Source organism: Enterobacter cloacae complex sp. IR5418 (assembly GCF_049238105.1).
GTDB lineage: Bacteria > Pseudomonadota > Gammaproteobacteria > Enterobacterales > Enterobacteriaceae > Enterobacter > Enterobacter hormaechei.
Map to the genome: position 1 here is coordinate 1 of NZ_JBMKHS010000010.1, position 22,109 is coordinate 22,109.

The 22,109-nt window shown below is 54.5% G+C and carries 26 protein-coding genes and 1 tRNA gene; 11 read left to right on the forward strand and 16 right to left on the reverse strand.

Going from position 1 to position 22,109, the window contains the following annotated elements; genetic code table 11:
• Nucleotides 1-25 precede the first annotated feature (25 nt).
• Entirely contained in the window at nucleotides 26-388 is a 363-nt protein-coding gene (locus ACOTX7_RS10055) for a hypothetical protein (protein WP_221813664.1), read from the reverse strand.
• Nucleotides 389-1,053: 665 nt separating this feature from the next.
• Nucleotides 1,054-1,129: transfer RNA gene (locus tag ACOTX7_RS10060), tRNA-Phe, on the reverse strand.
• Nucleotides 1,130-1,297: 168 nt separating this feature from the next.
• On the opposite strand from ACOTX7_RS10060, the gene ACOTX7_RS10065 reads away from it, so the two are divergent.
• Nucleotides 1,298-2,143: an AraC family transcriptional regulator gene (locus tag ACOTX7_RS10065; RefSeq protein WP_205922723.1), complete on the forward strand. Its 846-nt coding sequence runs from the start codon at nucleotides 1,298-1,300 to the stop codon at nucleotides 2,141-2,143.
• 37 nt (nucleotides 2,144-2,180) lie between these two features.
• Nucleotides 2,181-2,771, forward strand: a complete 591-nt coding sequence (locus ACOTX7_RS10070) for a LysE family translocator (RefSeq protein WP_032673700.1) — start codon at nucleotides 2,181-2,183, stop codon at nucleotides 2,769-2,771.
• Here the strand turns inward: ACOTX7_RS10070 and ACOTX7_RS10075 are convergent.
• The 5 genes from ACOTX7_RS10075 to aspA all read right to left on the reverse strand — a co-directional run bounded on the left by ACOTX7_RS10075 (nucleotide 2,768) and on the right by aspA (nucleotide 8,369).
• Nucleotides 2,768-3,343, reverse strand: a complete 576-nt coding sequence (locus tag ACOTX7_RS10075; RefSeq protein WP_032673698.1) for a transcriptional regulator — start codon at nucleotides 3,341-3,343, stop codon at nucleotides 2,768-2,770. The genes ACOTX7_RS10070 and ACOTX7_RS10075 overlap by 4 nt on opposite strands.
• Before the next feature lie 49 nt (nucleotides 3,344-3,392).
• Entirely contained in the window at nucleotides 3,393-5,102 is a 1,710-nt protein-coding gene (locus ACOTX7_RS10080; protein WP_221813663.1) for a protein-disulfide reductase DsbD, read from the reverse strand.
• Nucleotides 5,078-5,401: a divalent cation tolerance protein CutA gene (cutA, locus tag ACOTX7_RS10085; RefSeq protein WP_003855908.1), complete on the reverse strand. Its 324-nt coding sequence runs from the start codon at nucleotides 5,399-5,401 to the stop codon at nucleotides 5,078-5,080. The genes ACOTX7_RS10080 and cutA overlap by 25 nt, the downstream gene beginning before the upstream one ends.
• 113 nt (nucleotides 5,402-5,514) lie before the next feature.
• Complete coding sequence (locus ACOTX7_RS10090; protein ID WP_003855921.1) at nucleotides 5,515-6,816, reverse strand: anaerobic C4-dicarboxylate transporter; 1,302 nt, start codon at nucleotides 6,814-6,816, stop codon at nucleotides 5,515-5,517.
• 116 nt (nucleotides 6,817-6,932) lie between these two features.
• Nucleotides 6,933-8,369: an aspartate ammonia-lyase gene (gene aspA, locus ACOTX7_RS10095; RefSeq protein WP_003855923.1), complete on the reverse strand. Its 1,437-nt coding sequence runs from the start codon at nucleotides 8,367-8,369 to the stop codon at nucleotides 6,933-6,935.
• Between the two features lie 335 nt (nucleotides 8,370-8,704).
• Between aspA and ACOTX7_RS10100 the strand changes: the two genes are divergently transcribed.
• Nucleotides 8,705-9,169: an FxsA family protein gene (locus tag ACOTX7_RS10100; RefSeq protein WP_010427775.1), complete on the forward strand. Its 465-nt coding sequence runs from the start codon at nucleotides 8,705-8,707 to the stop codon at nucleotides 9,167-9,169.
• Between the two features lie 23 nt (nucleotides 9,170-9,192).
• Here ACOTX7_RS10100 and yjeH read toward each other — a convergent pair whose 3' ends face one another.
• Nucleotides 9,193-10,440: an L-methionine/branched-chain amino acid transporter gene (gene yjeH, locus ACOTX7_RS10105; protein ID WP_125358769.1), complete on the reverse strand. Its 1,248-nt coding sequence runs from the start codon at nucleotides 10,438-10,440 to the stop codon at nucleotides 9,193-9,195.
• A gap of 178 nt (nucleotides 10,441-10,618) precedes the next feature.
• Here yjeH and ACOTX7_RS10110 point away from each other — a divergent pair, with 178 nt between their 5' ends.
• Nucleotides 10,619-10,912, forward strand: coding sequence for a co-chaperone GroES (locus ACOTX7_RS10110; protein ID WP_003855929.1), 294 nt, complete (start codon nucleotides 10,619-10,621; stop codon nucleotides 10,910-10,912).
• A gap of 39 nt (nucleotides 10,913-10,951) precedes the next feature.
• Nucleotides 10,952-12,598: a chaperonin GroEL gene (gene groL / locus ACOTX7_RS10115; protein WP_006810416.1), complete on the forward strand. Its 1,647-nt coding sequence runs from the start codon at nucleotides 10,952-10,954 to the stop codon at nucleotides 12,596-12,598.
• Nucleotides 12,599-12,663: 65 nt separating this feature from the next.
• On the opposite strand, the gene iadA is transcribed toward groL, so the two are convergent.
• The 3 genes from iadA to ACOTX7_RS10130 are packed head-to-tail and all read right to left on the reverse strand — an operon-like array spanning nucleotide 12,664 to nucleotide 14,943.
• Nucleotides 12,664-13,827, reverse strand: a complete 1,164-nt coding sequence (iadA, locus tag ACOTX7_RS10120) for a beta-aspartyl-peptidase (protein WP_221256801.1) — start codon at nucleotides 13,825-13,827, stop codon at nucleotides 12,664-12,666.
• 10 nt (nucleotides 13,828-13,837) lie between these two features.
• The gene (locus ACOTX7_RS10125; RefSeq protein WP_006810414.1) at nucleotides 13,838-14,299 is read right to left on the reverse strand and encodes a YjiG family protein; all 462 of its coding nucleotides are present in this window, start codon (nucleotides 14,297-14,299) and stop codon (nucleotides 13,838-13,840) included.
• Entirely contained in the window at nucleotides 14,296-14,943 is a 648-nt protein-coding gene (locus tag ACOTX7_RS10130) for a nucleoside recognition domain-containing protein (protein WP_006810413.1), read from the reverse strand. The genes ACOTX7_RS10125 and ACOTX7_RS10130 overlap by 4 nt, the downstream gene beginning before the upstream one ends.
• Before the next feature lie 232 nt (nucleotides 14,944-15,175).
• Here ACOTX7_RS10130 and ACOTX7_RS10135 point away from each other — a divergent pair, with 232 nt between their 5' ends.
• Nucleotides 15,176-15,529: a DUF4156 domain-containing protein gene (locus ACOTX7_RS10135; protein WP_003855938.1), complete on the forward strand. Its 354-nt coding sequence runs from the start codon at nucleotides 15,176-15,178 to the stop codon at nucleotides 15,527-15,529.
• Between the two features lie 104 nt (nucleotides 15,530-15,633).
• Here the strand turns inward: ACOTX7_RS10135 and epmB are convergent, their stop codons facing one another.
• Nucleotides 15,634-16,662 carry an EF-P beta-lysylation protein EpmB gene (gene epmB, locus ACOTX7_RS10140; protein ID WP_047354534.1) on the reverse strand — a complete coding sequence of 343 codons (1,029 nt, stop codon included), beginning with the start codon at nucleotides 16,660-16,662 and terminating at the stop codon, nucleotides 15,634-15,636.
• 40 nt (nucleotides 16,663-16,702) lie between these two features.
• Between epmB and efp the strand changes: the two genes are divergently transcribed.
• The 3 genes from efp to ecnB all read left to right on the forward strand — a co-directional run bounded on the left by efp (nucleotide 16,703) and on the right by ecnB (nucleotide 17,713).
• A complete protein-coding gene (gene efp / locus ACOTX7_RS10145; RefSeq protein ID WP_003855940.1) occupies nucleotides 16,703-17,269 on the forward strand; it encodes an elongation factor P in 567 nt (188 codons plus the stop codon).
• A gap of 57 nt (nucleotides 17,270-17,326) precedes the next feature.
• The gene (locus ACOTX7_RS10150; RefSeq protein ID WP_006810410.1) at nucleotides 17,327-17,458 is read left to right on the forward strand and encodes an entericidin A/B family lipoprotein; all 132 of its coding nucleotides are present in this window, start codon (nucleotides 17,327-17,329) and stop codon (nucleotides 17,456-17,458) included.
• Between the two features lie 108 nt (nucleotides 17,459-17,566).
• Complete coding sequence (gene ecnB, locus ACOTX7_RS10155) at nucleotides 17,567-17,713, forward strand: lipoprotein toxin entericidin B (protein ID WP_003855942.1); 147 nt, start codon at nucleotides 17,567-17,569, stop codon at nucleotides 17,711-17,713.
• A gap of 36 nt (nucleotides 17,714-17,749) precedes the next feature.
• On the opposite strand, the gene ACOTX7_RS10160 is transcribed toward ecnB, so the two are convergent.
• Entirely contained in the window at nucleotides 17,750-18,349 is a 600-nt protein-coding gene (locus ACOTX7_RS10160) for a helix-turn-helix transcriptional regulator (protein ID WP_221256802.1), read from the reverse strand.
• Between the two features lie 262 nt (nucleotides 18,350-18,611).
• Here ACOTX7_RS10160 and sugE point away from each other — a divergent pair, with 262 nt between their 5' ends.
• On the forward strand, nucleotides 18,612-18,929 hold the full coding sequence (sugE, locus tag ACOTX7_RS10165; RefSeq protein ID WP_015572453.1) for a quaternary ammonium compound efflux SMR transporter SugE: 318 nt from the start codon (nucleotides 18,612-18,614) through the stop codon (nucleotides 18,927-18,929).
• On the opposite strand, the gene ACOTX7_RS10170 is transcribed toward sugE, so the two are convergent.
• On the reverse strand, nucleotides 18,926-19,456 hold the full coding sequence (locus tag ACOTX7_RS10170) for a lipocalin family protein (protein WP_001221665.1): 531 nt from the start codon (nucleotides 19,454-19,456) through the stop codon (nucleotides 18,926-18,928). The genes sugE and ACOTX7_RS10170 overlap by 4 nt on opposite strands.
• Before the next feature lie 108 nt (nucleotides 19,457-19,564).
• Nucleotides 19,565-20,710: an ACT family cephalosporin-hydrolyzing class C beta-lactamase gene (gene blaACT, locus ACOTX7_RS10175; protein WP_221256803.1), complete on the reverse strand. Its 1,146-nt coding sequence runs from the start codon at nucleotides 20,708-20,710 to the stop codon at nucleotides 19,565-19,567.
• 132 nt (nucleotides 20,711-20,842) lie between these two features.
• On the opposite strand from blaACT, the gene ampR reads away from it, so the two are divergent.
• Nucleotides 20,843-21,718, forward strand: a complete 876-nt coding sequence (gene ampR / locus ACOTX7_RS10180; protein WP_221256804.1) for a LysR family transcriptional regulator — start codon at nucleotides 20,843-20,845, stop codon at nucleotides 21,716-21,718.
• 29 nt (nucleotides 21,719-21,747) lie between these two features.
• On the opposite strand, the gene frdD is transcribed toward ampR, so the two are convergent.
• Complete coding sequence (gene frdD, locus ACOTX7_RS10185) at nucleotides 21,748-22,107, reverse strand: fumarate reductase subunit FrdD (RefSeq protein ID WP_000609653.1); 360 nt, start codon at nucleotides 22,105-22,107, stop codon at nucleotides 21,748-21,750.
• Nucleotides 22,108-22,109 lie beyond the last annotated feature (2 nt).

Below are 22,109 nucleotides of genomic sequence, written 5' to 3' on the forward strand. Positions count from 1 at the left end.
AAACACAACCCGCTACGGGGGAGACTTACCCGAAATCTGATTTATTCAACAAAGCCCTTAAGAAACCCTCGAAAGCGATTCTGCGATTGTTCACTATATTTATACGATTTGAAGTAAAAAAATAACTATGTTCCATGGCAGGACCATTACCACAGTCCCATAATCGGTATTTATGGGTTGAAACTACGCGGTTATTTGTATCTATAGGTCCGGTAAAATTTTGCTTTATAAATGAATCACTATCGAAAATGTGATTGAGGATTTTGTTGTAGAGCGATGAATCTACTTCCATCTTTTCGATAAAAACATTCATATTCAGAGCCTCAGTTAGGCTGATTTGCTGAAGGTTTATATCTGGAATTGAATCACCAACTTTTTTGATATGCATTTCAACAACCTGAACGGATGACAATTTTTATAGCGTACGTTAAGCAGGATGACAGAACAAGTATTTTATAAGCATGGGCGCAAATTAAGCATTGAATACTAACAGACGTTCTGGGGCATTCCTGTACGGTAAAGAATTAATGTTCGCTTCTCACAGTGAGTTCAACGGTGCAATATGCTCAATATTATATAACTATTTTTTATGATGGCGTGGAAGAAGGGGAATTCTGGTAATGGTAAGAAGTGAAAGGGAAAGAAGGGTATGTTGCAGGTGGACGGGCAGGTGAAGACCCCCATGTTACTAGTGGAGGATGCATATTGCCAGGTTTTTCCCACCGAAAGAAGGGAGTTTCCCCAGCATTTTCCCCGAGTCAGAACCCCTTTAGGACCTGAAGAATAAGGCAAAATGCCAATTCCCCCGCTTCCCCCCCGCTTTTGCATCATCATGATCAACTAGAAATGAGAGAAACCTTAACTGACCGTAGAAAGACCGTAGCAGTGGGGTAAGTAAGAGGCACATCAGAGGGTGTTGAGGTGTCTAAAAGTAACGAACATCTGCGAAAATGGGGAGAAATCCAGCAAACAAATAACGTGTTGCAACGACCAGAAATCTACCGTAGCCAAGAAAGGAAAAAGCCCCGCTTTGCAGCGAGGCCTTATGAATATTGGTGCCCGGACTCGGAATCGAACCAAGGACACGGGGATTTTCAATCCCCTGCTCTACCGACTGAGCTATCCGGGCAACGGAGCGCATTAAACCGCAATCGCGCGCGATCGTCAACATTATTTCGGGAAAAGCTGTTCAACTGCTTAAGTTTGCGGCAATCTGTCCGTTATGCGCTGAATCTGCACAAATCTTCCAGACAGTTCAGGCAAGGTGTGACAATGCTGACGGTAAGAGGAGGGCAGTATGGCAAACGACTGGCTTGAGCTGCGTCAGCATGCAGAAACAGGTATTGAGACAATTAAGGCGCATTTCGAAGGACACGCCTTTGATCCCCACTGGCATGATAGCTATCTGGTCGGAATAACCCTTTCCGGCACGCAGCAGTTCCACTGTCGCCGTGAACGCCACCGTAGCCAGCCGGGCGATGCTTTTTTGCTTGAGCCCGGTGAAATCCATGACGGTGATGCACCGGTAGAGGGTGGCTTTACCTATCTGACCTTTTATCTGGATGAACGCTGGCTCACCCATACGCTTCAAGGGCTGTACGACGCTACTCCCGGGAGCTATACCCTCCACTTTGCCCAAACGCTGACGCGAGAGCCTCAGCTGGTGCGCGCTATCGGGGATACGTTTGCCTCGTTGCATAACGATGAGATGAAGATCGTTCAACAAAGCACAATGGATAACCTGCTCTCTCAGATCACTGCTCACTGCCACTGGCGTAAGAAACTCCCGTCTCAGTTACAAAGCTCCGCCGTGGCGCATCGTGCCCGCGACTATCTCTATGCGCATATCGGCGAGAACGTCGGGCTGTCAGACCTTGCCCGTGAGACGGGTACGGATCGCTTTACGCTCACCCGCTGTTTTAAACGCGAATTTCACCTGGCACCGCACGCCTGGCTTATCCAGCTACGCCTGGCAAAAGCCCGACAGATGCTGGCGTGTGGGGAACTTCCTGTTGATGTTGCGACGGCAGTGGGTTTTGCCGATCAAAGCCATCTTGGTCGCTGGTTCCAGCGGGCATACCGTATTTCTCCGGCACACTACCGTCGGTTGTGCACAAACCTTCCAGACGTTTCCAGAAAATAACGGCACATTCGTGGCTCTAATAAAAAAGGAGCCACCTGTGAATGTAATCCCCTTCCTGCTGTTTGCATTTGTTGCCTCCATTACGCCGGGGCCAACCAATATTCTGGTGCTGGCTAACAGTCAGCACTTTGGCGTAAAAAATACGGTTCCTGCGATCCTGGGCGGGTGTATTGCCGCCAGCGCTATTGTTCTGATTTCAGGTGCAGGGGCAGGAGAAGTGTTGCGCCAGTATCCGCTGATACGTCAGGTGATGAGCTGGGCGGGCGTGCTGTGGCTTTCCTGGATGAGCTGGCAGCTGTTTAGCGCCCCGGCCGCGAATCTCTCCTCCAGCCGCCATGTCCGATTTACCGCCCGGGCTGCGGCGCTATTACAGGTTGTAAACCCAAAAACCTGGATGATGGCGCTGGCAGTCGTCAGCCTGTTTGCGCCAGCAAGCGACCATGCATTACGGGATATTGCGCTGATGGCGCTATGGTTTCTGGCGATCTCCGTGGTCTGTTTGCTGTGCTGGGCGTGGCTGGGGAAGGCGGTGAACAGGATTTTCCGCACCACCGTGGCGATGGTGCGATTTCAGCGCGTGATGGCGCTGTGTTTGTTTATTTCCGCCTGGACGGGAATGCTGGCTTAGGTCAGTGCGCCGCCCATACGACACTGCGCAAAGCGCAAAATATCCTCCGCCAGACGGTGCGCCGTATCCACATCAGCCTGGCTACGGTTCACCAGCATGCGGCTCAGGCAACCTTCCAGCACCAGCTCCATCTGCTTCGCGACCATCGCCGGGTCATCCACCTCAAGTGTGGTCAGCAGTTCGTGTGTGAATTCGTGTGCAGCACGTTTTTGCTGATCTGCCAGCTGATGGATGGGGTGCCCGGGATCCGGATAGTAGGTGCAGGCGGCGATAAACAGACAGCCAGGATAACGGTTGTTGGTTACACACTCCGTCAGTGCGGTATAGCGTGCCAGCAGTTTTTGCTCAGTGGTCAGTTCATCATTCAGCATCAGCTGCCTGCGCCAGATATCCACCTGCTGGCTGAGATAGCGCAGGGCATCATACAGCAGCGCCTCTTTATCCGGCCAGAAGCGCTTAAGTTCATCCAGAGGGTAATCGATACGGTCGGCGACCATCTCAAGCGTGGTGCTGGCGATCCCTTGAATCTCAAGCAATTGCAGGGCTTGTCCCAGTACGTCTTCGCGTTGCACGGTTATCTCCTCCGCTATTCCCAACGGTTTATCCCGTCTAAAGTGTTGTTTACGGTTGGCGATTGCGCAAATGCGCGTTGAATGCCGTTGCGTCCATAAACCCGGTTACACGCTGCGTCGGCTGCTCTTCCCCCTGTTCATTGAAGAACAGGATGGTAGGCAGGCCGAGCACGTTAAGTTGTTTCAGCAGGGCCTTATCCTGCGCGTTGTTGGCGGTAACGTTCGCCTGGAGCAGAACGGTATCGCTCAGCGCGCGTTGTACCTGCGGATCGCTGAAGGTGTATTTTTCAAATTCTTTGCAGGCTACGCACCAGTCGGCATAGAGATCGAGCATGACCGGTTTGCCTTTTGCCTGAGCCAGCGCGCTGTTGAGTTCATCCACGTTTTTAATTTGCGTGAAATTCAAATGCGCCTGGGTCTGAGCTACCGGCGAGCCGAACGCCCAGTCCTGAAGCGGACGCGCGCTCACCAGCGCGCCAGCGAGCAGGAGAATTTGCACCAGACGCATCCACGCTTTTTTGGCCCCCAGGCTGACGATAAATGCCCAGCCGAAGAAAGCCACGCCGAGCATTGCCCACAAGCGAATGCCCCATACGTCACCCACAATGCGTTCCAGCAGAAATACCGGTAGCGCCAGAATGACAAACCCAAACGCGGTTTTTACCGTCTCCATCCACGGGCCGCTCTTCGGCAGCAGACGATTGCCAAACACCGTCACCAGGATTAGCGGCAGGCCCATGCCGAGCGCGTAGAGGTACAGCGTGCCGCCGCCGAGCCACAGGTTGCCGCTCTGGGCAATGTATAACAGGATGGCGCTCAGCGGCGCAGTGGTGCAGGGAGAGCAAATCAGCCCGGCGATGGCACCCATGGCGAACACGCCGCCCGCAGAGCCACCCTGCTGACGGTTGCTTATCAGCGTCAGACGGGTTTGGAGGGATGAAGGCAGTTGCAGGGTGAACAGGCCAAACATCGACAGCGCCAGCAGAATAAACACCGCTGACAGCCCGATAAGCACATAAGGGTGCTGAAGGGCAGCCTGGAACTGCAACCCGGCAGCGGCCACCACGAGGCCGAGTGCCGTATAGGTTAACGCCATGCCCTGCACGTAGATAAAGGCCAGCAACAGCGCGCGGGCGGTAGAAAGACGTTGCTTACCGCCCAGCACGATGCCAGAGATAAGCGGGTACATGGGCAGCACGCAGGGCGTAAAGGCGATGCCGATACCAATCAGTAACGCCCAAAGCGCTGAGAACGGAAGGTCTGAAGCGGCTTCTCCTTCACCTTCACCCCTCACCCTGGCCCTCTCCCCTGAGGGGAGAGGGGAGGCAACCGCTTTCACTTCGCTAAGCGGAACGTCCTTTGTTTCAGGTGGGTAACAGAAGCCCGCGTCGGCGCAGCCCTGATAGGTGACCGTTAATGTGGCGCCTTTATCCGCCTGATTCACCGTGACGGGCACGCTTAAGCGCTGGCGATAGATTTCACTCTTGCCGTAGAACTCGTCCTCGTGCCACTCGCCAGCGGGCATCTGCAATGCGCCGACGTTCGCCTTTGCCGGTGTGATGCTGACCTGCTTGCGATAGAGGTAGTAACCCTCTTTCACCTGCCAGGTGAGACTGAGATCGTGCTGGTTTTGCTGAAAGTCAAAAACGAACGCCTGGTCGGCAGGAATAAAATTCGAACGGCCGGGTGCGTCAAACAACCCGGCAAAAACTGACGTGCTGCACAGCAGCAGGATCAGCGTAAAGAAGCGTTGAGCCATGAGAGATAATCGTTATCGCCGTGGACCACTGGCAGAACCAGAAGCTCCGGGGTTTGGTATGGATGATGAGACTTAAGGCAGTCGAGGAGCGCCTGCTGGTTTGTCAGATTGGTTTTGAGCAACATCTGGACTTCGTACTCTTGCTCCAGCTTGCCTTCCCAGTAATAAAGGGAGGTAGCGCCGGGAAGAAGTGTGACACAGGCAGCCAGTTTTTCGGCCAACACTTTGGCGGCGAGATCCTGGGCAGAAGCTTCATCAGGGGCGGTACACAGTACAACAACAGCATCAGGCGTGTTCACAAGTCGACCTCCTCATCACGAAAGTCTTCACTATATCACGCAAGGCGGTTGGTCATTAATGAAACGGGCCGCAGAGCGGCCCGATTTTAACTATTTTTACAACGGCTAATCGTTTACAGCACAATGCCGCCGATGATAAAGCCGAGGATCACGCAGAGCGTAATCGCCACCACGCCCGGGATGAGGAACGCGTGGTTAAACACGTATTTACCGATGCGGGTGGAGCCGGTGTCATCCATCTCAACCGCGGCCAGCAGGGTTGGGTAAGTTGGCAGAACGAACAGGGCGGAAACCGCCGCGAAAGAGGCAATCGCCGTCAGCGGCGTTACGCCCAGCATCAGTGCCGCAGGCATTAGCGCTTTGGTGGTCGCGGCCTGGGAGTACAGCAGCGTCGCGGCAAAGAACAGCACCACCGCCAGCAGCCACGGATAGTTGTGCAGCAGGTCGCCTGCAACGGTCTGGATATCGCTGATGTGTGCTTTCACGAAGGTATCACCGAGCCACGCCACACCCAGCACGCACACGCAGGCACTCATACCGGATTTGAAGGTGCTGGCATTCAGCACTTCGCTGGTGTCGATTTTACAGGTGATGCTAATCAGCGTCGCGATGGTCAGCATAAACACAACAATGGCTTCGTTACGCGGCAGCACCGGGTTCTGGATCAGACCTACCGTATCGCTGATGGCGGTCGCGTAGAACATCACGGCGACAATACCAATCAGGAACAGCAGTACGGAGCGTTTTGCATGCGGCTTTAGCTCGAAGACCTGGCTACCGCGCAGGCTCACTTCACCTTTTGCCAGACGTTCCTGATAAACCGGATCGTCTTTCAGCTCGGCACCGAGGAAGTTACACAGCACGGCAGTGATCATTACCGCAATCAGCGTGACCGGAATACAGATTGCCAGCAGCGTCAGGTAACTTACGCCCATCGGCTCAAGGATACCCGCGAAGAAGACCACGGCTGCGGAAATAGGCGAGGCGGTAATCGCAATCTGGGAGGCGACCACGGCAATAGAAAGAGGGCGAGACGGACGAATACCCTGTTCTTTCGCCACTTCAGTGATTACCGGCAGCGTGGAGAACGCGGTATGGCCAGTACCGGCGAGAATGGTCATAAACCAGGTCACCAGCGGGGCAAGGAAGGTGATGTATTTCGGATGGCGACGCAGCATTCGCTCCGCCAGACTGACCAGGTAGTCCATACCGCCTGCGACCTGCATGGCCGCAATAGCAGCAATAACCGCCATGATGATTTCGATAACGTCAAAAGGGATTGCGCCGGGTTTAATCTGAAAGATCAGGGTAAGTACAAGCACCCCGAGACCACCAGCAAAACCGATGCCGATACCCCCGAGTCGTGCGCCCAAATAAATCGCCAACAGGACGATGACGAGTTCTGCTCCAAACATAAAGACCTGCCTTGCTCATTAACAAGTTGATATTGAATTGTTGTGTTTTGGTAACGTCCATAAAGAAAAAAGGCACGTCACAAGTGACGTGCCTTTCGGAAGCTTAGCCTGAACGGTTACTGTTCGCTTTCATCGGTATATCGTTTCGCTTTATATGCCGGGTGCATCAGGTTCTGGGCGGAGAAGATATCGTCCAGTTCGGCCTCGGTCAACAATCCTCGCTCGAGAACGACCTCACGCACGCTCTTACCGGTTTCGGCACAAATCTTCCCGACGATGTCGCCGTTGTGGTGGCCGATGAACGGGTTGAGGTAGGTGACGATGCCGATTGAGTTATAGACGTAGCCTTCACACACCTCTTTGTTGGCGGTGATGCCGTTGATGCATTTCTCCAGCAGGTTGTAGCAGGCGTTGGTCAGAATATGGATGGATTCGAACATCGCCTGGCCAATCACCGGCTCCATCACGTTCAGCTGGAGCTGACCGGCTTCGGAGGCCATGGTGACGGTCGTATCGTTACCAATCACCTTGAAGCAAACCTGGTTAACCACTTCCGGCACCACCGGGTTCACTTTCGCTGGCATGATGGACGAACCCGCCTGCAACTCTGGCAGGTTGATTTCGTTCAGGCCAGCGCGCGGGCCGGAGGAGAGCAGACGCAGGTCGTTACAGATTTTGGACAGTTTCACCGCCAGACGTTTCAATGCGCTGTGCACCATCACGTAAGCGCCGCAGTCCGAGGTGGCTTCAATCAGGTCTTCCGCAGGCACAACCGGCAGGTTGGACACTTCAGCCAGCTTCTGTACCGCCAGCTGCTGATAGCCATCTGGCGTGTTCAGGCGTGTACCGATGGCGGTTGCGCCCAGGTTCACTTCCAGCAGCAGTTCGGATGTGCGCAGCAGGTTTTTCGTCTCTTCATTCAGCAGCACGTTAAACGCGTGGAATTCTTGTCCGAGGGTCATTGGCACCGCGTCCTGCAACTGGGTACGACCCATTTTCAGGATGTCCTGGAACTCAACGGCTTTACGCTGGAAGCCATCGCCCAGCTGATTAATCGCGTCGACCAGTTTCACGACAGAGGCATACACCGCGATGCGGAAGCCGGTTGGGTAGGCGTCGTTGGTGGACTGACATTTGTTAACGTGGTCGTTCGGGTTCAGGTACTGGTATTCACCTTTCTGATGTCCCATCAGCTCCAGGCCGATGTTTGCCAGTACTTCGTTGGTGTTCATGTTAACGGAGGTGCCCGCGCCGCCCTGATAGACGTCAACCGGGAACTGATCCATGCATTTGCCGTTGTTCAGCACTTCATCGCACGCGGCGATAATCGCATTTGCAGCGCTTTTAGGAATGGTTTGCAGCTCTTTGTTCGCCAGAGCCGCGGCTTTTTTTACCATCACCATGCCACGCACAAATTCAGGGATGTCGCTGATTTTGCTGTTGCTGATGTAGAAGTTTTCAATCGCTCTCAGAGTGTGAACACCATAGTAGGCATCCGCTGGAACTTCCCTGGTACCCAACAAATCTTCTTCGATACGAATGTTGTTTAACATGTGAACCTTCTTTTCAAGCTGCCGATGGATTGTACTAAACACACAGTATATATGTGGTTTTGAATATTTTATGACCGACGATTATTCCCTCAATCGGCCAGATGTTCGAGATCATATGCTGATGATAGCGAATTGCCGTAAGCTGGATCACTTATTATCGACCCGATTTCATGATAATTATTAATCTGTGAAATATGTCACCGCTTTAATATTTCCAGAAAAAATATCCGTGCAAACCGATTGAATTTTGGCTAACCGTCACCATCTCTTACCTACGCGCTTCGCGAACACATTCAGTCAGGGGCCAGAAGGCACCTGCCACACAGGAGATGCCAGTGCGCTGGATACCGTTTATTGCTTTCTTTCTTTATGTTTACATTGAGATTTCGATTTTCATCCAGGTTGCCCATGTGCTGGGCGTCCTGCTGACGCTGATTCTGGTGATCTTCACCTCCGTCATCGGCATGTCGCTGGTGCGTAATCAGGGTTTCAAAAATTTCCTGTTAATGCAGCAGAAGATGGCCGCAGGTGAAAGCCCGGCAGCCGAGATGATCAAAAGCGTGTCGCTGATTATTGCTGGTTTGCTGCTCATCCTGCCGGGCTTCTTTACCGACTTCCTCGGCCTGCTCTTGCTGTTGCCGCCGGTGCAGAAGCACCTGACCATGAAGCTGCTGCCGCATCTGCGCTTTAGCCGTATGCCGGGCGGTGGTTTCAGCACCGGCCCGGGGGATACCTTCGAAGGGGAGTACCAGCGTAAGGATGACCAGCGCGACCGGTTAGATCATAAAGACGATCGGTGAGTTTCTGGCCCGGTGGCGCTCGCTCACCGGGCCTGCGGATTTTTCCGCTTCGGTAAAAACACCCACAGCCCCGCCAGCATGACGATGGCGTAGACACTCTTCCACCCCACCATCGCCAGCAGCAGCAGGCACAGAACACACCCGACAGCCGCCAGCGCCTTAAAGCGTCCTTTCAGCAAACGACAGCCCGCCAGCATACACAGCAGGTAGATCATAATGAAAATGCCGTTGGCGTAGACAATCAGCGCGTCAAGGTTGATGTCGAGGAGATAAATGCCCAGGGAACTCACCACGCAGCAGCCCAGTACGGTATTCAGCGCATTCACCGGAAGCTGACGTTTTGACAGGCGTGAGAGGCGGCTGTCCGGTTTATAAAGTGCCTGAGACCACACCAGCCGGGCGAAGCTCTGGATATAGATGTTGAGGCTGGCAAAGCAGGCGAGGTAGCCAATCACGCAGGCCACCCACAGGGCTTTCACGCCAAACAGCTGCACCACGATACCCGGCAGTGACGCAGCGGCGGCTTTCTCTTCACCGAACGCGTTGAAGTGAAGCACCAGTACGGTACAGGCCCAATACACGGTGCCCGCCAGCAGCAGGCCAATCATCAGGGCACGGGGGAAATCACGCTCGGGCTGTTTAAATTCGGATGCCAGATGAGCGAACGCCTCCAGACCGACGAAACACCAGAACATGACGGATAGCGCAGCGAAAAGCTGTGTATGGTCGATGTCTTTCATCGCGGGGAAAGGAATATCCGCCACGGTAATGTCACCCGCAAACCAGATGGCGACGATCAGCGCGACAATTAACACCGCGACCAGCGTTTGCAGATTGGCGCTGGAACTGGCCCCGCGTGAGCCAACCCACCACACAATGGCCAGCGTACCGAGTTCCGCCAGCAGCAGCTGTTCATCGTGCCAGCCAAACAGCGCCTGTCCGAAACCGGTCGCGATATGCAGCGCTGCCGGAAGGCCAACAGGAATCACCGACAAAAATAGCCAGCCGGTGACGCGTTCCATCCGCGGCCCAAACGCCATGCCGACAAAATGCGCCACGCCGCCTGCGCTCGGGAAGTGCCGCCCGAGGATGGCAAACACAATCGCCACCGGGAACACCAGCACAATCAGCACAGGCCATGCCCAAAGACTGTTATTGCCGGCAACCAACGCCGCCAGTGCGGGAACTGCAAATACCCCCGTGCCTAACAAAGACGTTGAGAGTAAGCCAATGCCCTGCGCCAGCCCCAACTCCTGCCTGAGTCCACTCATTTACCTCGTCCTGCCCCCATCAAAAGAGAGTGGATGGTAACACTTTCGCAAATTTTTTTTCGATTACCCCTTGAAGGGGTAAAAAGCTATCCCCATCTCTCAGGGCACTAGCCGGAAAACCGCATGCGGACCGGCGTCATCCATAACTGATAATGACTTTCTCAAAGGAGAGCTATCAATGAGTATTCGTCCGTTACATGATCGTGTGATCGTCAAACGTAAAGAAGTTGAAACCAAGTCTGCTGGCGGTATCGTTCTGACCGGTTCAGCAGCAGCAAAATCAACGCGTGGCGAAATCATCGCTGTCGGTAAGGGCCGCATCCTGGAAAACGGAACTGTGCAGCCACTGGACGTTAAAGTTGGTGACATCGTCATTTTCAACGATGGCTACGGCGTGAAATCCGAGAAGATCGACAATGAAGAAGTGTTGATCATGTCCGAGAGCGACATTCTGGCAATTGTTGAAGCGTAATTAACGCACGAAACTGTACGAATTTGAGGAAATAAGAACATGGCAGCTAAAGACGTAAAATTCGGTAACGACGCTCGTGTAAAAATGCTCCGCGGCGTAAACGTACTGGCAGACGCAGTGAAAGTCACTCTGGGCCCGAAAGGCCGTAACGTAGTGCTGGACAAATCCTTCGGCGCGCCAACCATCACCAAAGATGGTGTTTCTGTTGCACGTGAAATCGAGCTGGAAGACAAGTTCGAAAACATGGGCGCACAGATGGTGAAAGAAGTTGCCTCCAAAGCGAACGACGCTGCCGGTGACGGTACCACCACCGCGACCGTACTGGCGCAGGCAATCATCACCGAAGGTCTGAAAGCCGTTGCTGCGGGCATGAACCCAATGGATCTGAAACGTGGTATCGACAAAGCTGTCGCCTCTGCTGTTGAAGAACTGAAAGCGCTGTCCGTACCGTGCTCTGACTCTAAAGCCATTGCTCAGGTTGGTACTATCTCCGCTAACTCCGACGAAACCGTAGGTAAACTGATCGCTGAAGCGATGGACAAAGTCGGTAAAGAAGGCGTGATCACCGTAGAAGACGGTACTGGTCTGGAAGACGAACTGGACGTGGTTGAAGGTATGCAGTTCGACCGCGGTTACCTGTCCCCATACTTCATCAACAAGCCAGAAACTGGTGCTGTTGAGCTGGAAAGCCCGTTCATCCTGCTGGCTGACAAGAAAATCTCCAACATCCGTGAAATGCTGCCAGTACTGGAAGCCGTTGCGAAAGCAGGCAAGCCGCTGGTTATCATTGCTGAAGACGTTGAAGGCGAAGCGCTGGCGACCCTGGTGGTTAACACCATGCGTGGCATCGTGAAAGTGGCTGCGGTTAAAGCACCTGGCTTTGGCGATCGTCGTAAGGCGATGCTCCAGGATATCGCTACCCTGACCGGCGGTACCGTGATCTCTGAAGAGATCGGTATGGAACTGGAAAAAGCGACCCTGGAAGACCTGGGCCAGGCGAAACGCGTTGTGATCAACAAAGACACCACCACCATCATCGACGGTGTGGGTGAAGAAGCCGCTATTCAGGGCCGTGTTGGTCAGATCCGTAAGCAGATCGAAGAAGCCACTTCCGATTACGACCGTGAAAAACTCCAGGAGCGCGTAGCGAAACTGGCAGGCGGCGTAGCGGTAATCAAAGTCGGTGCGGCTACCGAAGTTGAAATGAAAGAGAAGAAAGCACGCGTTGACGACGCCCTGCACGCGACCCGTGCTGCGGTAGAAGAAGGCGTGGTTGCTGGTGGTGGTGTCGCGCTGGTGCGTGTAGCCGCTAAACTGGCTGGCCTGACTGCTCAGAACGAAGATCAGAACGTGGGTATCAAAGTTGCGCTGCGCGCGATGGAAGCTCCTCTGCGTCAGATCGTGTCCAACGCCGGTGAAGAGCCGTCTGTGGTTGCGAACAACGTGAAAGCGGGTGAAGGTAACTACGGTTACAACGCGGCAACTGAAGAATACGGCAACATGATCGACTTCGGTATCCTGGATCCAACTAAAGTGACCCGTTCTGCTCTGCAATACGCGGCATCTGTAGCTGGTCTGATGATCACGACCGAGTGCATGGTGACCGACATGCCTAAAGGCGACGCGCCTGACTTAGGTGCTGCTGGTGGTATGGGCGGCATGGGTGGCATGGGCGGCATGATGTAATCATGTTGTTCTGAACCTCTCAGAACGAACCCCGGGCAGCAATGCCCGGGGTTTTTTATTGTCTTCTACTCAAACGTGCCTTTCACGCACACAACACCTTCACGCACCATCTGGCGGCCTTTCGCCCAGACCTCGCGGATCTTCAGATCATCCGTCATCACCAGGAAATCGGCATCGCAACCGGGCGCGATTCGACCCTTATGCTCCAGCCCGAGAAACTCCGCCACGTTCCGCGTAAACGGCAGAAGCGCCTCCTCCAGCGGCAGGTGATACCGGCTGACCAGCTGCTGTAAGGTTTCGAGCAGGGATTCGAAGCCCGCCACGCCAATGCCAACAAGATTACCGTTTGCATCAAAATTCGGCTGGCTGCCGTTGCCATCCGAGCTGAGCGTGAGACGGTTAAACGGCACCTGCGCTTCACGGGCCGTCGCGATGGCGGTGGCGGCATCAACAGGCTCGCTGATGCTGGTGGTGATGTCGATGTATCCCCCTTCGCGGGCATAGTCCAGTGCGGCGTGGAACAGTGCCTGGGCACGGTTGACGTGGGTTGGCAGCAGCTTCGTGCGGGGCACGTCGGCGTTATTGAGGATGTTAAGCAGCGGCTCCAGCAGTTTCGGGCTGTTGCCGAGGTGAAACACGGATATCCCCGCTTTGGCGCCCAGCAGCCCCCCGACGCGCGACTGCGCGGCCATATTCGCGAGTTGGTCATCTGCCGGTGCGGAGGAGCGATGGTCGGAAATCGCGCATTTCACGCCAATGATTTTATCAATCAGCGCCACATCCTTTTCGATACTGCCGGTAATCGTCGGAGAAGGCAGACCATACGCGCCTGTCAGCATCCACGCGCTGATCCCTTCATGCTCAAGCGCCCGCGTTTTCGCCAGCAGCGACTCGGGATGGCGGGTCACGCCGTCGGTGCCCAGCAGGCCAACAACAGAGGTGATGCCCGCCGCCACCAGCGCAGACAATCGCACCTCTGGCGTACGGGTGTGGGGACCGGCTTCACCGCCGCCGCCAATCAGGTGCACATGCTGATCGATAAACCCCGGACACACCACCGCTCCGGCGAGATTGCTTTCGGGACAGTCTGGCCTCGTTGTGGCGTGGCCCGTTTTTTCGACTGCGACGATCTTTCCCCCGGCAATCAGCAGATCGCAACGCCCAAGATCCTCCGGCGCGTAAAGATGCGCATTGCGGAACAGATGCGGTTCCAGCACTGAAAAATCCATTTTTATCTCCTCAGAAGAGTAGCTGCATCACCCACATTGAGAGCAGGGCGTTAATGACGCACACAGTAATGATGTGCGGATAATATTTCGGGTTGACGCCTGCGGTACCCAGGCAACGGCCCGTGTTTTGCACCGGATTACCCATCAGATAGATGGCGGGCAGCAGGATGGTGGCATCGTGACCGTTGAGCGTGCCGGCAGCGACCAGACTGGCGCAGACCCCCACACCGCCGCCCATGCTCATCACCGAAGCCAGAAGGACCGTTGCCGCCGCACCCGGAAGCCCCCATAGCGCCATGATCGGCTCGCATACCCTGCCGACAATATCCAGCAGGCCGGTGACCTTGAGCGCCTGAATGATGACAAACGCCATCACCACATTCGGCAGCAGGCTGGTGGTGGCGATGGTAAAGCCGCGGCGGGCGCCATCGATAAACAAGTCCATGATATTTTTACGCGGCTGGGCGATCATTTTTCCTCCTGAACGCGACGAACTTCCATATGGGCGATCCACAGTCGCAGGAAGTTCGCGCCAACAAATTTGAATACCAGAATGACGGCAAGCGGCGTAATCACCGGGACGGTAATGAAGGTGAAGAGGGCAGCACCGGACGAAAAATAGTTGGTAATGATGGCGCTACCGCTGGTCTGGAAGGTGGCGAAAATGGCGCGTTCATGGTCAGTAATCGCCCCTTCGTCAGTCAACTCTTTGGTCATCCCTGCGGCTGCATCGGTATTTTGCAGGTTGGCGATAAGCGCCAGAGAGCAGATGCCCGGCACGCCGAGTAGCGGGCGCAGAATGGGCGTCATGAGTTGCTGTGCGGCACGCAGACCGCCCAGCCCCTCGGTGACGGCAATGATCCCGAGCGATAAAATGACCGAGGGCGCCAGTTCAAGGGCAAACAAAAAACCATCTTTCGCGCCCGTGCCGCCCTCGCCGCGAAACGTTAGCGCCCCGTTCACTGCGCCAAAGCTGCCGTTTAAAACGGTAAAATCCAGCACCCGCCACCATTCGGTACTTTTGGCGAAAAAGCCTGAGAAAAATACGATGGTGAGCACGAACGCCAGATAGCCCACCCATGTTACCTTTTCCTCTCCTGAGGATGATGCACTCATGAAACCCCCTGTTTTAGTCGCGTACAAAAGGTGTACGTCGCACCACTAAAAACGATCGGGGGCTAAAACACGATATCCCAAAGGTTATTATCAGAATTCATTTAAGATGTCGGAGGAGTGCCAGCGGAATCTGGCTCGCAGAAATGCTCAGCATTTTTCTTTTGGTCATCTTTTTAGTATAAGGTTTACACACGGACAACTACTGTCCAGCTTATTGAAAACGAGGAATAACATGCGCATAAAAGTCTGTGCAGGGATTGTAGGTGCAGCATTGCTGCTGGCGGGTTGTAGCACCAGCAATGAGCTGACGGCAGCGGGCCAGAGCGTTCGCTTTGTGGAAGATAAGCCGGGCAGCGAATGCCAGCTGTTAGGCACCGCCACTGGCGAGCAAAGCAACTGGATGTCGGGGCAGCATGGCGAAGAGGGCGGCTCTATGCGCGGTGCGGCCAATGCTCTGCGTAATCAGGCTGCGGCAATGGGCGGCAACGTGATTTACGGCGTGAGCAGTCCGACGCAGGGTATGCTGTCCAGCTTCGTGCCAACGGCCAGCCAGATGAACGGCCAGGTCTATAAGTGCCCGAACTGATTGCCTTTTTCCCTCTCCCTGTGGGCTGAGGAATGCCCACAAATTAATGCGAGCAGTGAACAATCCCCTCGCCCCTTTGGGGAGAGGGCCAGGGTGAGGGGAAATTACTGCTGCCGCAGCTGCAAATCCAGCGGCGTCTTACTCGGCTCTCCGCCAATCTCACGTGCCAGCTTCGGCACCATATAACCTGAAACCAGCGTTAACAGCTCGCGCATAATCTTCCGGGCTTCGTCATCCGTCACCATGAAATGCGCTGCGCCCTGGACGCGATCCAGAACATGCAGGTAATAGGGCATGACGCCCGCATCAAATAAAGCATTGCTGAGATCGGCCAGCACGCGGGCGCTGTCATTCACGCCGCGCAGCAATACGCTCTGGTTGAGCAGCGTTACGCCCGCTTTGCGCAAACGCGCCATCGCCGCACGAAAATCCGCGTCAATTTCATTCGCGTGGTTGATATGGTTCACCAGCAGCACCTGCAAACGGGACTGCTCCAGGCGCGTGACCAGCGCGTCGGTGATACGCGCGGGGATGACGATCGGTAAACGGCTGTGAATGCGCAGACGCTTAATATGCGGGATGGCCTCAAGCTGCGTCAGCAGCCAGTCCAGTTCATGATCTTTTGCCATCAGCGGGTCGCCCCCGGAGAAGATGATTTCATCCAGTTCCGGATGCGCCGCGATGTAGTCCAGCGCCACCTGCCAGTTGCGCTTATTACCCTGATTTTCGGCATACGGGAAGTGGCGACGGAAGCAATAGCGGCAATTTACCGCGCAGCCGCCCTTAACCAGCAGCAGGGCACGATTGCGGTATTTGTGCAGTAAACCCGGCACCACGCTGTTTTGTTCTTCCAGCGGATCGGTGCTGTATCCGGGGGCGGTAATAAACTCATCCTGAGAAGTAAGCGTTTGTTTTAATAGCGGATCGTCAGGGTTGCCTTTTTCCATTCGGGCAACAAACGCGCGGGGAACGCGCAGGGCGAAAAGGCGCTTCGCCTCACGGCCTGCACGCAACGCTTCGTGCTGTTCGAGGTCTAAAAGACGCAGCAATTCATCAGGACTGGTGATTACATCGGCAAGTTGCGATAACCAATCTTCTCTGGACGGGGTGTTTAGGGTTACAATATGCGCCATTTTGTGGCTTAGCTACCAGTTAACAAATTTAGAGGGCCTTATGGCAACGTACTATAGCAACGATTTTCGTGCTGGTCTTAAAATCATGATGGACGGCGAACCGTACGCGGTTGAAGCCAGCGAATTCGTTAAACCAGGTAAAGGCCAGGCATTTGCGCGCGTTAAGCTGCGTCGCCTGCTGACCGGTACCCGTGTTGAGAAAACCTTCAAATCTACAGACTCCGCTGAAGGCGCTGATGTTGTCGATATGAACCTGACTTACCTGTACAACGACGGTGAGTTCTGGCACTTCATGAACAACGAAACCTTCGAGCAGCTGTCTGCTGACGCGAAAGCCATTGGCGACAACGCTAAGTGGCTGCTGGATCAGGCCGAGTGCATCGTGACCCTGTGGAACGGTCAGCCTATCGCCGTTACGCCGCCGAACTTCGTTGAGCTGGAAATCGTTGAAACCGATCCAGGTCTGAAAGGTGATACCGCAGGTACTGGCGGCAAGCCTGCTACCCTGTCTACCGGCGCAGTGGTGAAAGTGCCACTGTTCGTACAGATCGGTGAAGTGATCAAAGTGGATACCCGCTCCGGCGAATACGTATCCCGCGTGAAGTAATTTACGTCATGATTAAAGGCGCAGCGCCCGCTGCGCCTGATTTTGCAGGCAGGGAAGATGAAACGTACCGTTAAAATTCTGCTTCTGTTAGCGCTCTCCAGCGCAATTCTCTCCGGTTGCAACACCGCGCGTGGCGTGGGTGAAGATATCCAGGATCTCGGCCATATCATTTCCCATGCGGCCAGCTAATTCCGTCTAATTTTCCTAAAAATTCTTCCTTTTCCGTCAAACGACAAGATCTTGTCTATTCTTAAGTTGCTATACACAAAATAACTTTGGCTATAAAAGGAAGATATTATGGTTAAGAAAACAATTGCAGCGATCTTTTCTGTTCTGGTGCTTTCTTCGGTACTGACTGCATGTAACACCACCCGTGGCGTAGGGGAAGATATCTCCGACGGTGGTAACGCGATTTCTGGCGCAGCAACTAAAGCTCAGAACTAATCAACGCGACGGTACGGCAGGCTATTTACCGTACCGTCAATTCTCCACTTCCTGTAGTGATAAAAACGGGGAGTAGCGCGTATCCATATGAAGCTTCATGCGGATATTGCGTTTGTATGTGTACACCGTTTTCCCGTTAATGCGCAGATTGGTGGCAATTTTCTGGTTGCTCGCACCATCCATCCACAGTGTCAAAACTCTCTCTTCCTGACGCGTCAGTAACGGTGCCGCCATTTCCGGAACCTCCGCGCTTGCGCATGACGTTAGCGCGTCGTTTATTACCGCTGCCAGTCCTTCCAGATCGGTATTTTTGGAGAGTGAAGACCATATCGGGTACTGTGCCAGATAATTTGTCATCTCCTGCTCCTGCCCCGATTGCAGCAAAATAAAAGGCAGCGTTTCGCTGGCAATCAGCAGGGAGGATAGCTGCTGAAAATGGTGTAAATCCTGCCGGAAGCCAGATAAATCAGCGATAACCAGCGCAGGTTTCCATTGCAGAATATGCTCTCTGGCGAGAAAAAGGTTATTCACCCCGGTTACGACGAAATGACCCGAAAGCAGGTCTGAATGATTGACCCAGGCTTCAAATCCCGTGCGGGTGAAGTGACAACGGTCAATCAAAAGAATTTTGAACATAAAATTTTCGCAGTCGGCTAGTGGTTTGGCTTCCTGCCATCAGAAAGCCTATCATCATAGAGAAGTCGGATGAGTCATAAATGCCTGAACTACGTGCCTTACTGAGGCTATTTCTTGCCTTAACGTGTTCAGCAGAAAAAGTTTGAAAAAAAATTCCGCCCTCACCAAAATATGAAGTGCTACTTCTGCCTTGCGGGACGACCCGTAAGCGCTTCACTCATCGGGGACGGCCCCAACTTGTCTTTAAGTTAAGGAGCCTGAAATGTCCTGGATCGTTCTTGTTATTGCCGGTTTGCTCGAAGTGGTATGGGCAATTGGTCTGAAATACACCCACGGTTTTACCCGCCTGACGCCCAGCGTCATCACCATCGCTGCGATGATTGTCAGTATCGTCATGCTGTCATGGGCGATGCGGACCTTGCCAGTTGGAACGGCTTACGCTGTCTGGACGGGCATTGGCGCGGTAGGGGCTGCCATTACCGGCATTCTGCTGCTGGGGGAATCTGCGAGTCTGGCGCGCATCGCCAGCCTCGCGTTGATTGTTGCGGGTATCATCGGGTTAAAACTCAGTACGCACTAATGCGGCTGTTGCACCCAGATTAATTTCGTCACATCAAACCCTTGCCGGGTCGCTATGTCCAGCATCTGCTGTTTCATTTCCGCCGGGATCGTTGGCGTGCGGGAGAGGAGCCAAAGATAGTTGCGATCCGGCCCACACACCAGCGCGTGGCGGTACTCTCTGTCCAGCGCAATGACGTTGTATCCACCGTAGAATGGGCCGATAAATGAAATTTTCATGGCTGCGCGGTTAGAGGCGCCGGTGAAATAGGCCTGACCAACCGACTGCTGCCACATCTGGCGATCCGGGTTATAGCCGCGGTTAATGACCTGGATCCCGCCGTCATCTCTCGCGCTGTAGCTGGCCGTGACCTTCTCTAAGCCCCGTTCGAACTGATGGTCCATTCGGGCGATTTCATACCAGGTGCCGAGGAAGCGCTGAGCGTCGAAATTACTGACTACCGTGACGCCAGGCGGAGGAGTAGGGGAACTGCAAGCAACCACTAAAAACGCGGCTGTTACTGCGGCAATAACAGGCAGAATGCGCATAGGAGTTTCCTTACTGTTTTTTGTTAAGTGTAGATGACAGCAGGGAAAATGCGGGAGATTGTGCAGGGTGTTTTGCCGGGTAAGGCGAAGCCGCCACCCGGCAATGTTTTACTGTAGTGCGTCGAGGATATGGTATGCCGCCTCAACGCGTGCCGGATTCGGATAGCTTTTATTCGCGAGCATCACAATACCGATCTGCTTTTCAGGAATAAATGCCACGTAGCTGCCAAACCCGCCAGTAGAGCCCGTTTTATGGACCCAGGACGCTTTGACCGGGGGAACCGGTGGATTCACTTCTGCCACGGGCAACGGCGCCAGTGCCACCTTATTGTCGCTGCCCTCGATCACTGTTTTGGCCTCCACGGGCCAGTTGAGCATTTCCCAGCCCAGGCCCTGATACATTGACCCGATACGCCAGTAGCGCGACTGCGCCAGCGCGATGCCCTGCTTGAGTGAGGCATCAGCAACGTTCTCCGGCGCCATGTTCGCCATCACCCAGTTCGCCATATCCTGCACGTTAGTTTTCACGCCATAGGCCTCTGCGTCCAGCATACCCGGTGAAACGTGGACCGCTTTACCGTCACGATAACCCCAGGCGTAATGCGCCGCTTCCGCTTTCGGAACGTTAATCCAGGTATGGTTCAGCCTGAGCGGCTTGAAGACCCGCTTCGTCATGGCCTGCTCATAGCGCATGCCGGAAGGTTTGACCGCCAGCGCGCCAAAAAGTCCGATGCTGGCATTGGCGTAAAGACGCGTTGTGCCAGGCTTCCACTGCGGTTGCCAGTGTTGATAAAAGCGCAGCAGGGAGGCGTTATCCATGACCTCTTCCGGAACCTGTAGCGGCAGGCCGCCCGCGGTGTAGGTGGCGAGATCCAGCATACGAATACCCTGCCACTGCTTGCTCGTCAGCTGTGGCCAGTATCTGGTCACCGGATCGTCCAGCGAAATTTCACCGCGAGCAATGGCATCCCCACCTAAAACGCCGGTGAAGGTTTTACTTATAGAATCCAGCTCGAACAGGGTCTGTGGCGTAACAGGTTTTTTGGCCGCGATATCGGCTTCGCCAAACGTGTAATAGTGCGGTTTTCCCTGATAGATAACGGCCACCGCCATGCCTGGAATAGACTGGGCTTTCATCAGCGGGGTAACCGTATTCGCGACCACCTCCGCCAGCTGTTTTTCTGACACTGGCGCGGCGAGAGCAGCGCCAGAGATGGCGAGCAGCAGGGCGCAGCAAAAGGATTTTTTCATCATCAATCATCTTCCGTAATAGCGAGTCAAGGGGATGTCCGGGCCCGTCAGACAGGCGTAGTCTGTTGGATTTGACTGTGCCTGACAAACGGTTAAATTTAGCATTAGCTGTTAATTTTTCTAACGGATGAGACCGTGACGCGAAGCTACCTCCCCCTTAATTCGCTTCGAGCCTTTGAAGCCGCCGCAAGACATCTCAGCTTTACGCATGCGGCCATTGAACTGAACGTGACGCACTCGGCCATTAGCCAGCATGTGAAAACGCTGGAGCAGCACCTGAACTGTCAGCTGTTCGTTCGCGTTTCGCGCGGGCTGATGTTGACTACCGAGGGCGAGAATTTACTGCCGGTGCTGAACGATTCGTTCGATCGAATTGCCGGAATGCTGGATCGCTTCGCTAACCATCAGGCGCAGGAGAAGCTGAAAATCGGCGTGGTGGGTACCTTTGCGACCGGGGTTTTATTCTCACAGCTGGACGATTTTCGTCGTGGCTATCCGCACATTGATCTTCAGCTTTCCACCCATAACAACCGCGTTGATCCGGCTGCCGAAGGGCTTGATTATACAATCCGCTACGGTGGCGGGGCGTGGCATGGCACCGAGGCTGAATTTCTTTGTCGTGCGCCGCTCGCGCCGCTGTGTTCGCCCGATATCGCTGCCAGCCTGCACAGCCCGACCGACATCCTCAGGTTTACGCTGCTGCGCTCCTACCGACGCGACGAGTGGACCGCATGGATGCAGGCGGCCGGTGAGCATCCCCCTTCGCCAACGCACCGCGTGATGGTCTTTGATTCGTCCGTGACTATGCTGGAGGCCGCTCAGGCAGGAGTGGGCATTGCCATTGCGCCTGTCGATATGTTTACCCATCTGCTAGCCAGCGAACGCATTGTGCAGCCCTTTGCGACGAAGATTGAGCTAGGCAGCTACTGGCTGACCCGATTGCAGTCCCGGGCAGAAACGCCCGCCATGCGTGAATTTTCCCGGTGGCTGGTGGAGAAAATGAAAAAATAAAAAGCCCGCCGGATGGCGGGCCTGTTCAGTCAGATAGTGACCACGGCAATCAGCGTGACGACCGTCAGAATGGTCGCCAGACCGTAGAAGACCCATTTACCGCTTGGCACATGGATTTTCAGATCGTGCATTGCATGGTGGATACGGTGCAGACCGCACCACAGCGGCAGGACAATCATCAGGAAGATGAACACGCGGCCAATAAAGCTGCTCGCAAAGGCCAGCACGCGCTCATAGCTCAGCGCATCGCCCGGGAACAGCCCCAGCGGCAGCATGATCCCGACCAGCAGGATAATGACCGGGGCAATAATGGCGCTCCACATACCGCCTGCGCCAAACAGTCCCCAGAAGACCGGCTCGTCTGAACGTTTTGGATTTGGATTGATCACAG

Bases quoted from the DNA above. Each gene is read 5' to 3' on its own strand.
- ACOTX7_RS10130 (WP_006810413.1), bottom strand. From the start codon at position 14,943: ATGAGTGCATCATCCTCAGGAGAGGAAAAGGTAACATGGGTGGGCTAT.
- ACOTX7_RS10150 (WP_006810410.1), top strand. From the start codon at position 17,327: ATGAAACGTACCGTTAAAATTCTGCTTCTGTTAGCGCTCTCCAGCGCA.
- sugE (WP_015572453.1), top strand. From the start codon at position 18,612: ATGTCCTGGATCGTTCTTGTTATTGCCGGTTTGCTCGAAGTGGTATGG.
- efp (WP_003855940.1), top strand. From the start codon at position 16,703: ATGGCAACGTACTATAGCAACGATTTTCGTGCTGGTCTTAAAATCATG.
- ACOTX7_RS10090 (WP_003855921.1), bottom strand. From the start codon at position 6,816: ATGTTTGGAGCAGAACTCGTCATCGTCCTGTTGGCGATTTATTTGGGC.
- groL (WP_006810416.1), top strand. From the start codon at position 10,952: ATGGCAGCTAAAGACGTAAAATTCGGTAACGACGCTCGTGTAAAAATG.
- yjeH (WP_125358769.1), bottom strand. From the start codon at position 10,440: ATGAGTGGACTCAGGCAGGAGTTGGGGCTGGCGCAGGGCATTGGCTTA.
- ACOTX7_RS10170 (WP_001221665.1), bottom strand. From the start codon at position 19,456: ATGCGCATTCTGCCTGTTATTGCCGCAGTAACAGCCGCGTTTTTAGTG.
- blaACT (WP_221256803.1), bottom strand. From the start codon at position 20,710: ATGATGAAAAAATCCTTTTGCTGCGCCCTGCTGCTCGCCATCTCTGGC.
- ACOTX7_RS10160 (WP_221256802.1), bottom strand. From the start codon at position 18,349: ATGTTCAAAATTCTTTTGATTGACCGTTGTCACTTCACCCGCACGGGA.
- ACOTX7_RS10125 (WP_006810414.1), bottom strand. From the start codon at position 14,299: ATGATCGCCCAGCCGCGTAAAAATATCATGGACTTGTTTATCGATGGC.
- epmB (WP_047354534.1), bottom strand. From the start codon at position 16,662: ATGGCGCATATTGTAACCCTAAACACCCCGTCCAGAGAAGATTGGTTA.
- ACOTX7_RS10110 (WP_003855929.1), top strand. From the start codon at position 10,619: ATGAGTATTCGTCCGTTACATGATCGTGTGATCGTCAAACGTAAAGAA.
- ecnB (WP_003855942.1), top strand. From the start codon at position 17,567: ATGGTTAAGAAAACAATTGCAGCGATCTTTTCTGTTCTGGTGCTTTCT.
- aspA (WP_003855923.1), bottom strand. From the start codon at position 8,369: ATGTTAAACAACATTCGTATCGAAGAAGATTTGTTGGGTACCAGGGAA.
- ACOTX7_RS10135 (WP_003855938.1), top strand. From the start codon at position 15,176: ATGCGCATAAAAGTCTGTGCAGGGATTGTAGGTGCAGCATTGCTGCTG.
- ACOTX7_RS10080 (WP_221813663.1), bottom strand. From the start codon at position 5,102: ATGGCTCAACGCTTCTTTACGCTGATCCTGCTGCTGTGCAGCACGTCA.
- iadA (WP_221256801.1), bottom strand. From the start codon at position 13,827: ATGGATTTTTCAGTGCTGGAACCGCATCTGTTCCGCAATGCGCATCTT.
- ACOTX7_RS10065 (WP_205922723.1), top strand. From the start codon at position 1,298: ATGGCAAACGACTGGCTTGAGCTGCGTCAGCATGCAGAAACAGGTATT.
- ACOTX7_RS10055 (WP_221813664.1), bottom strand. From the start codon at position 388: ATGCATATCAAAAAAGTTGGTGATTCAATTCCAGATATAAACCTTCAG.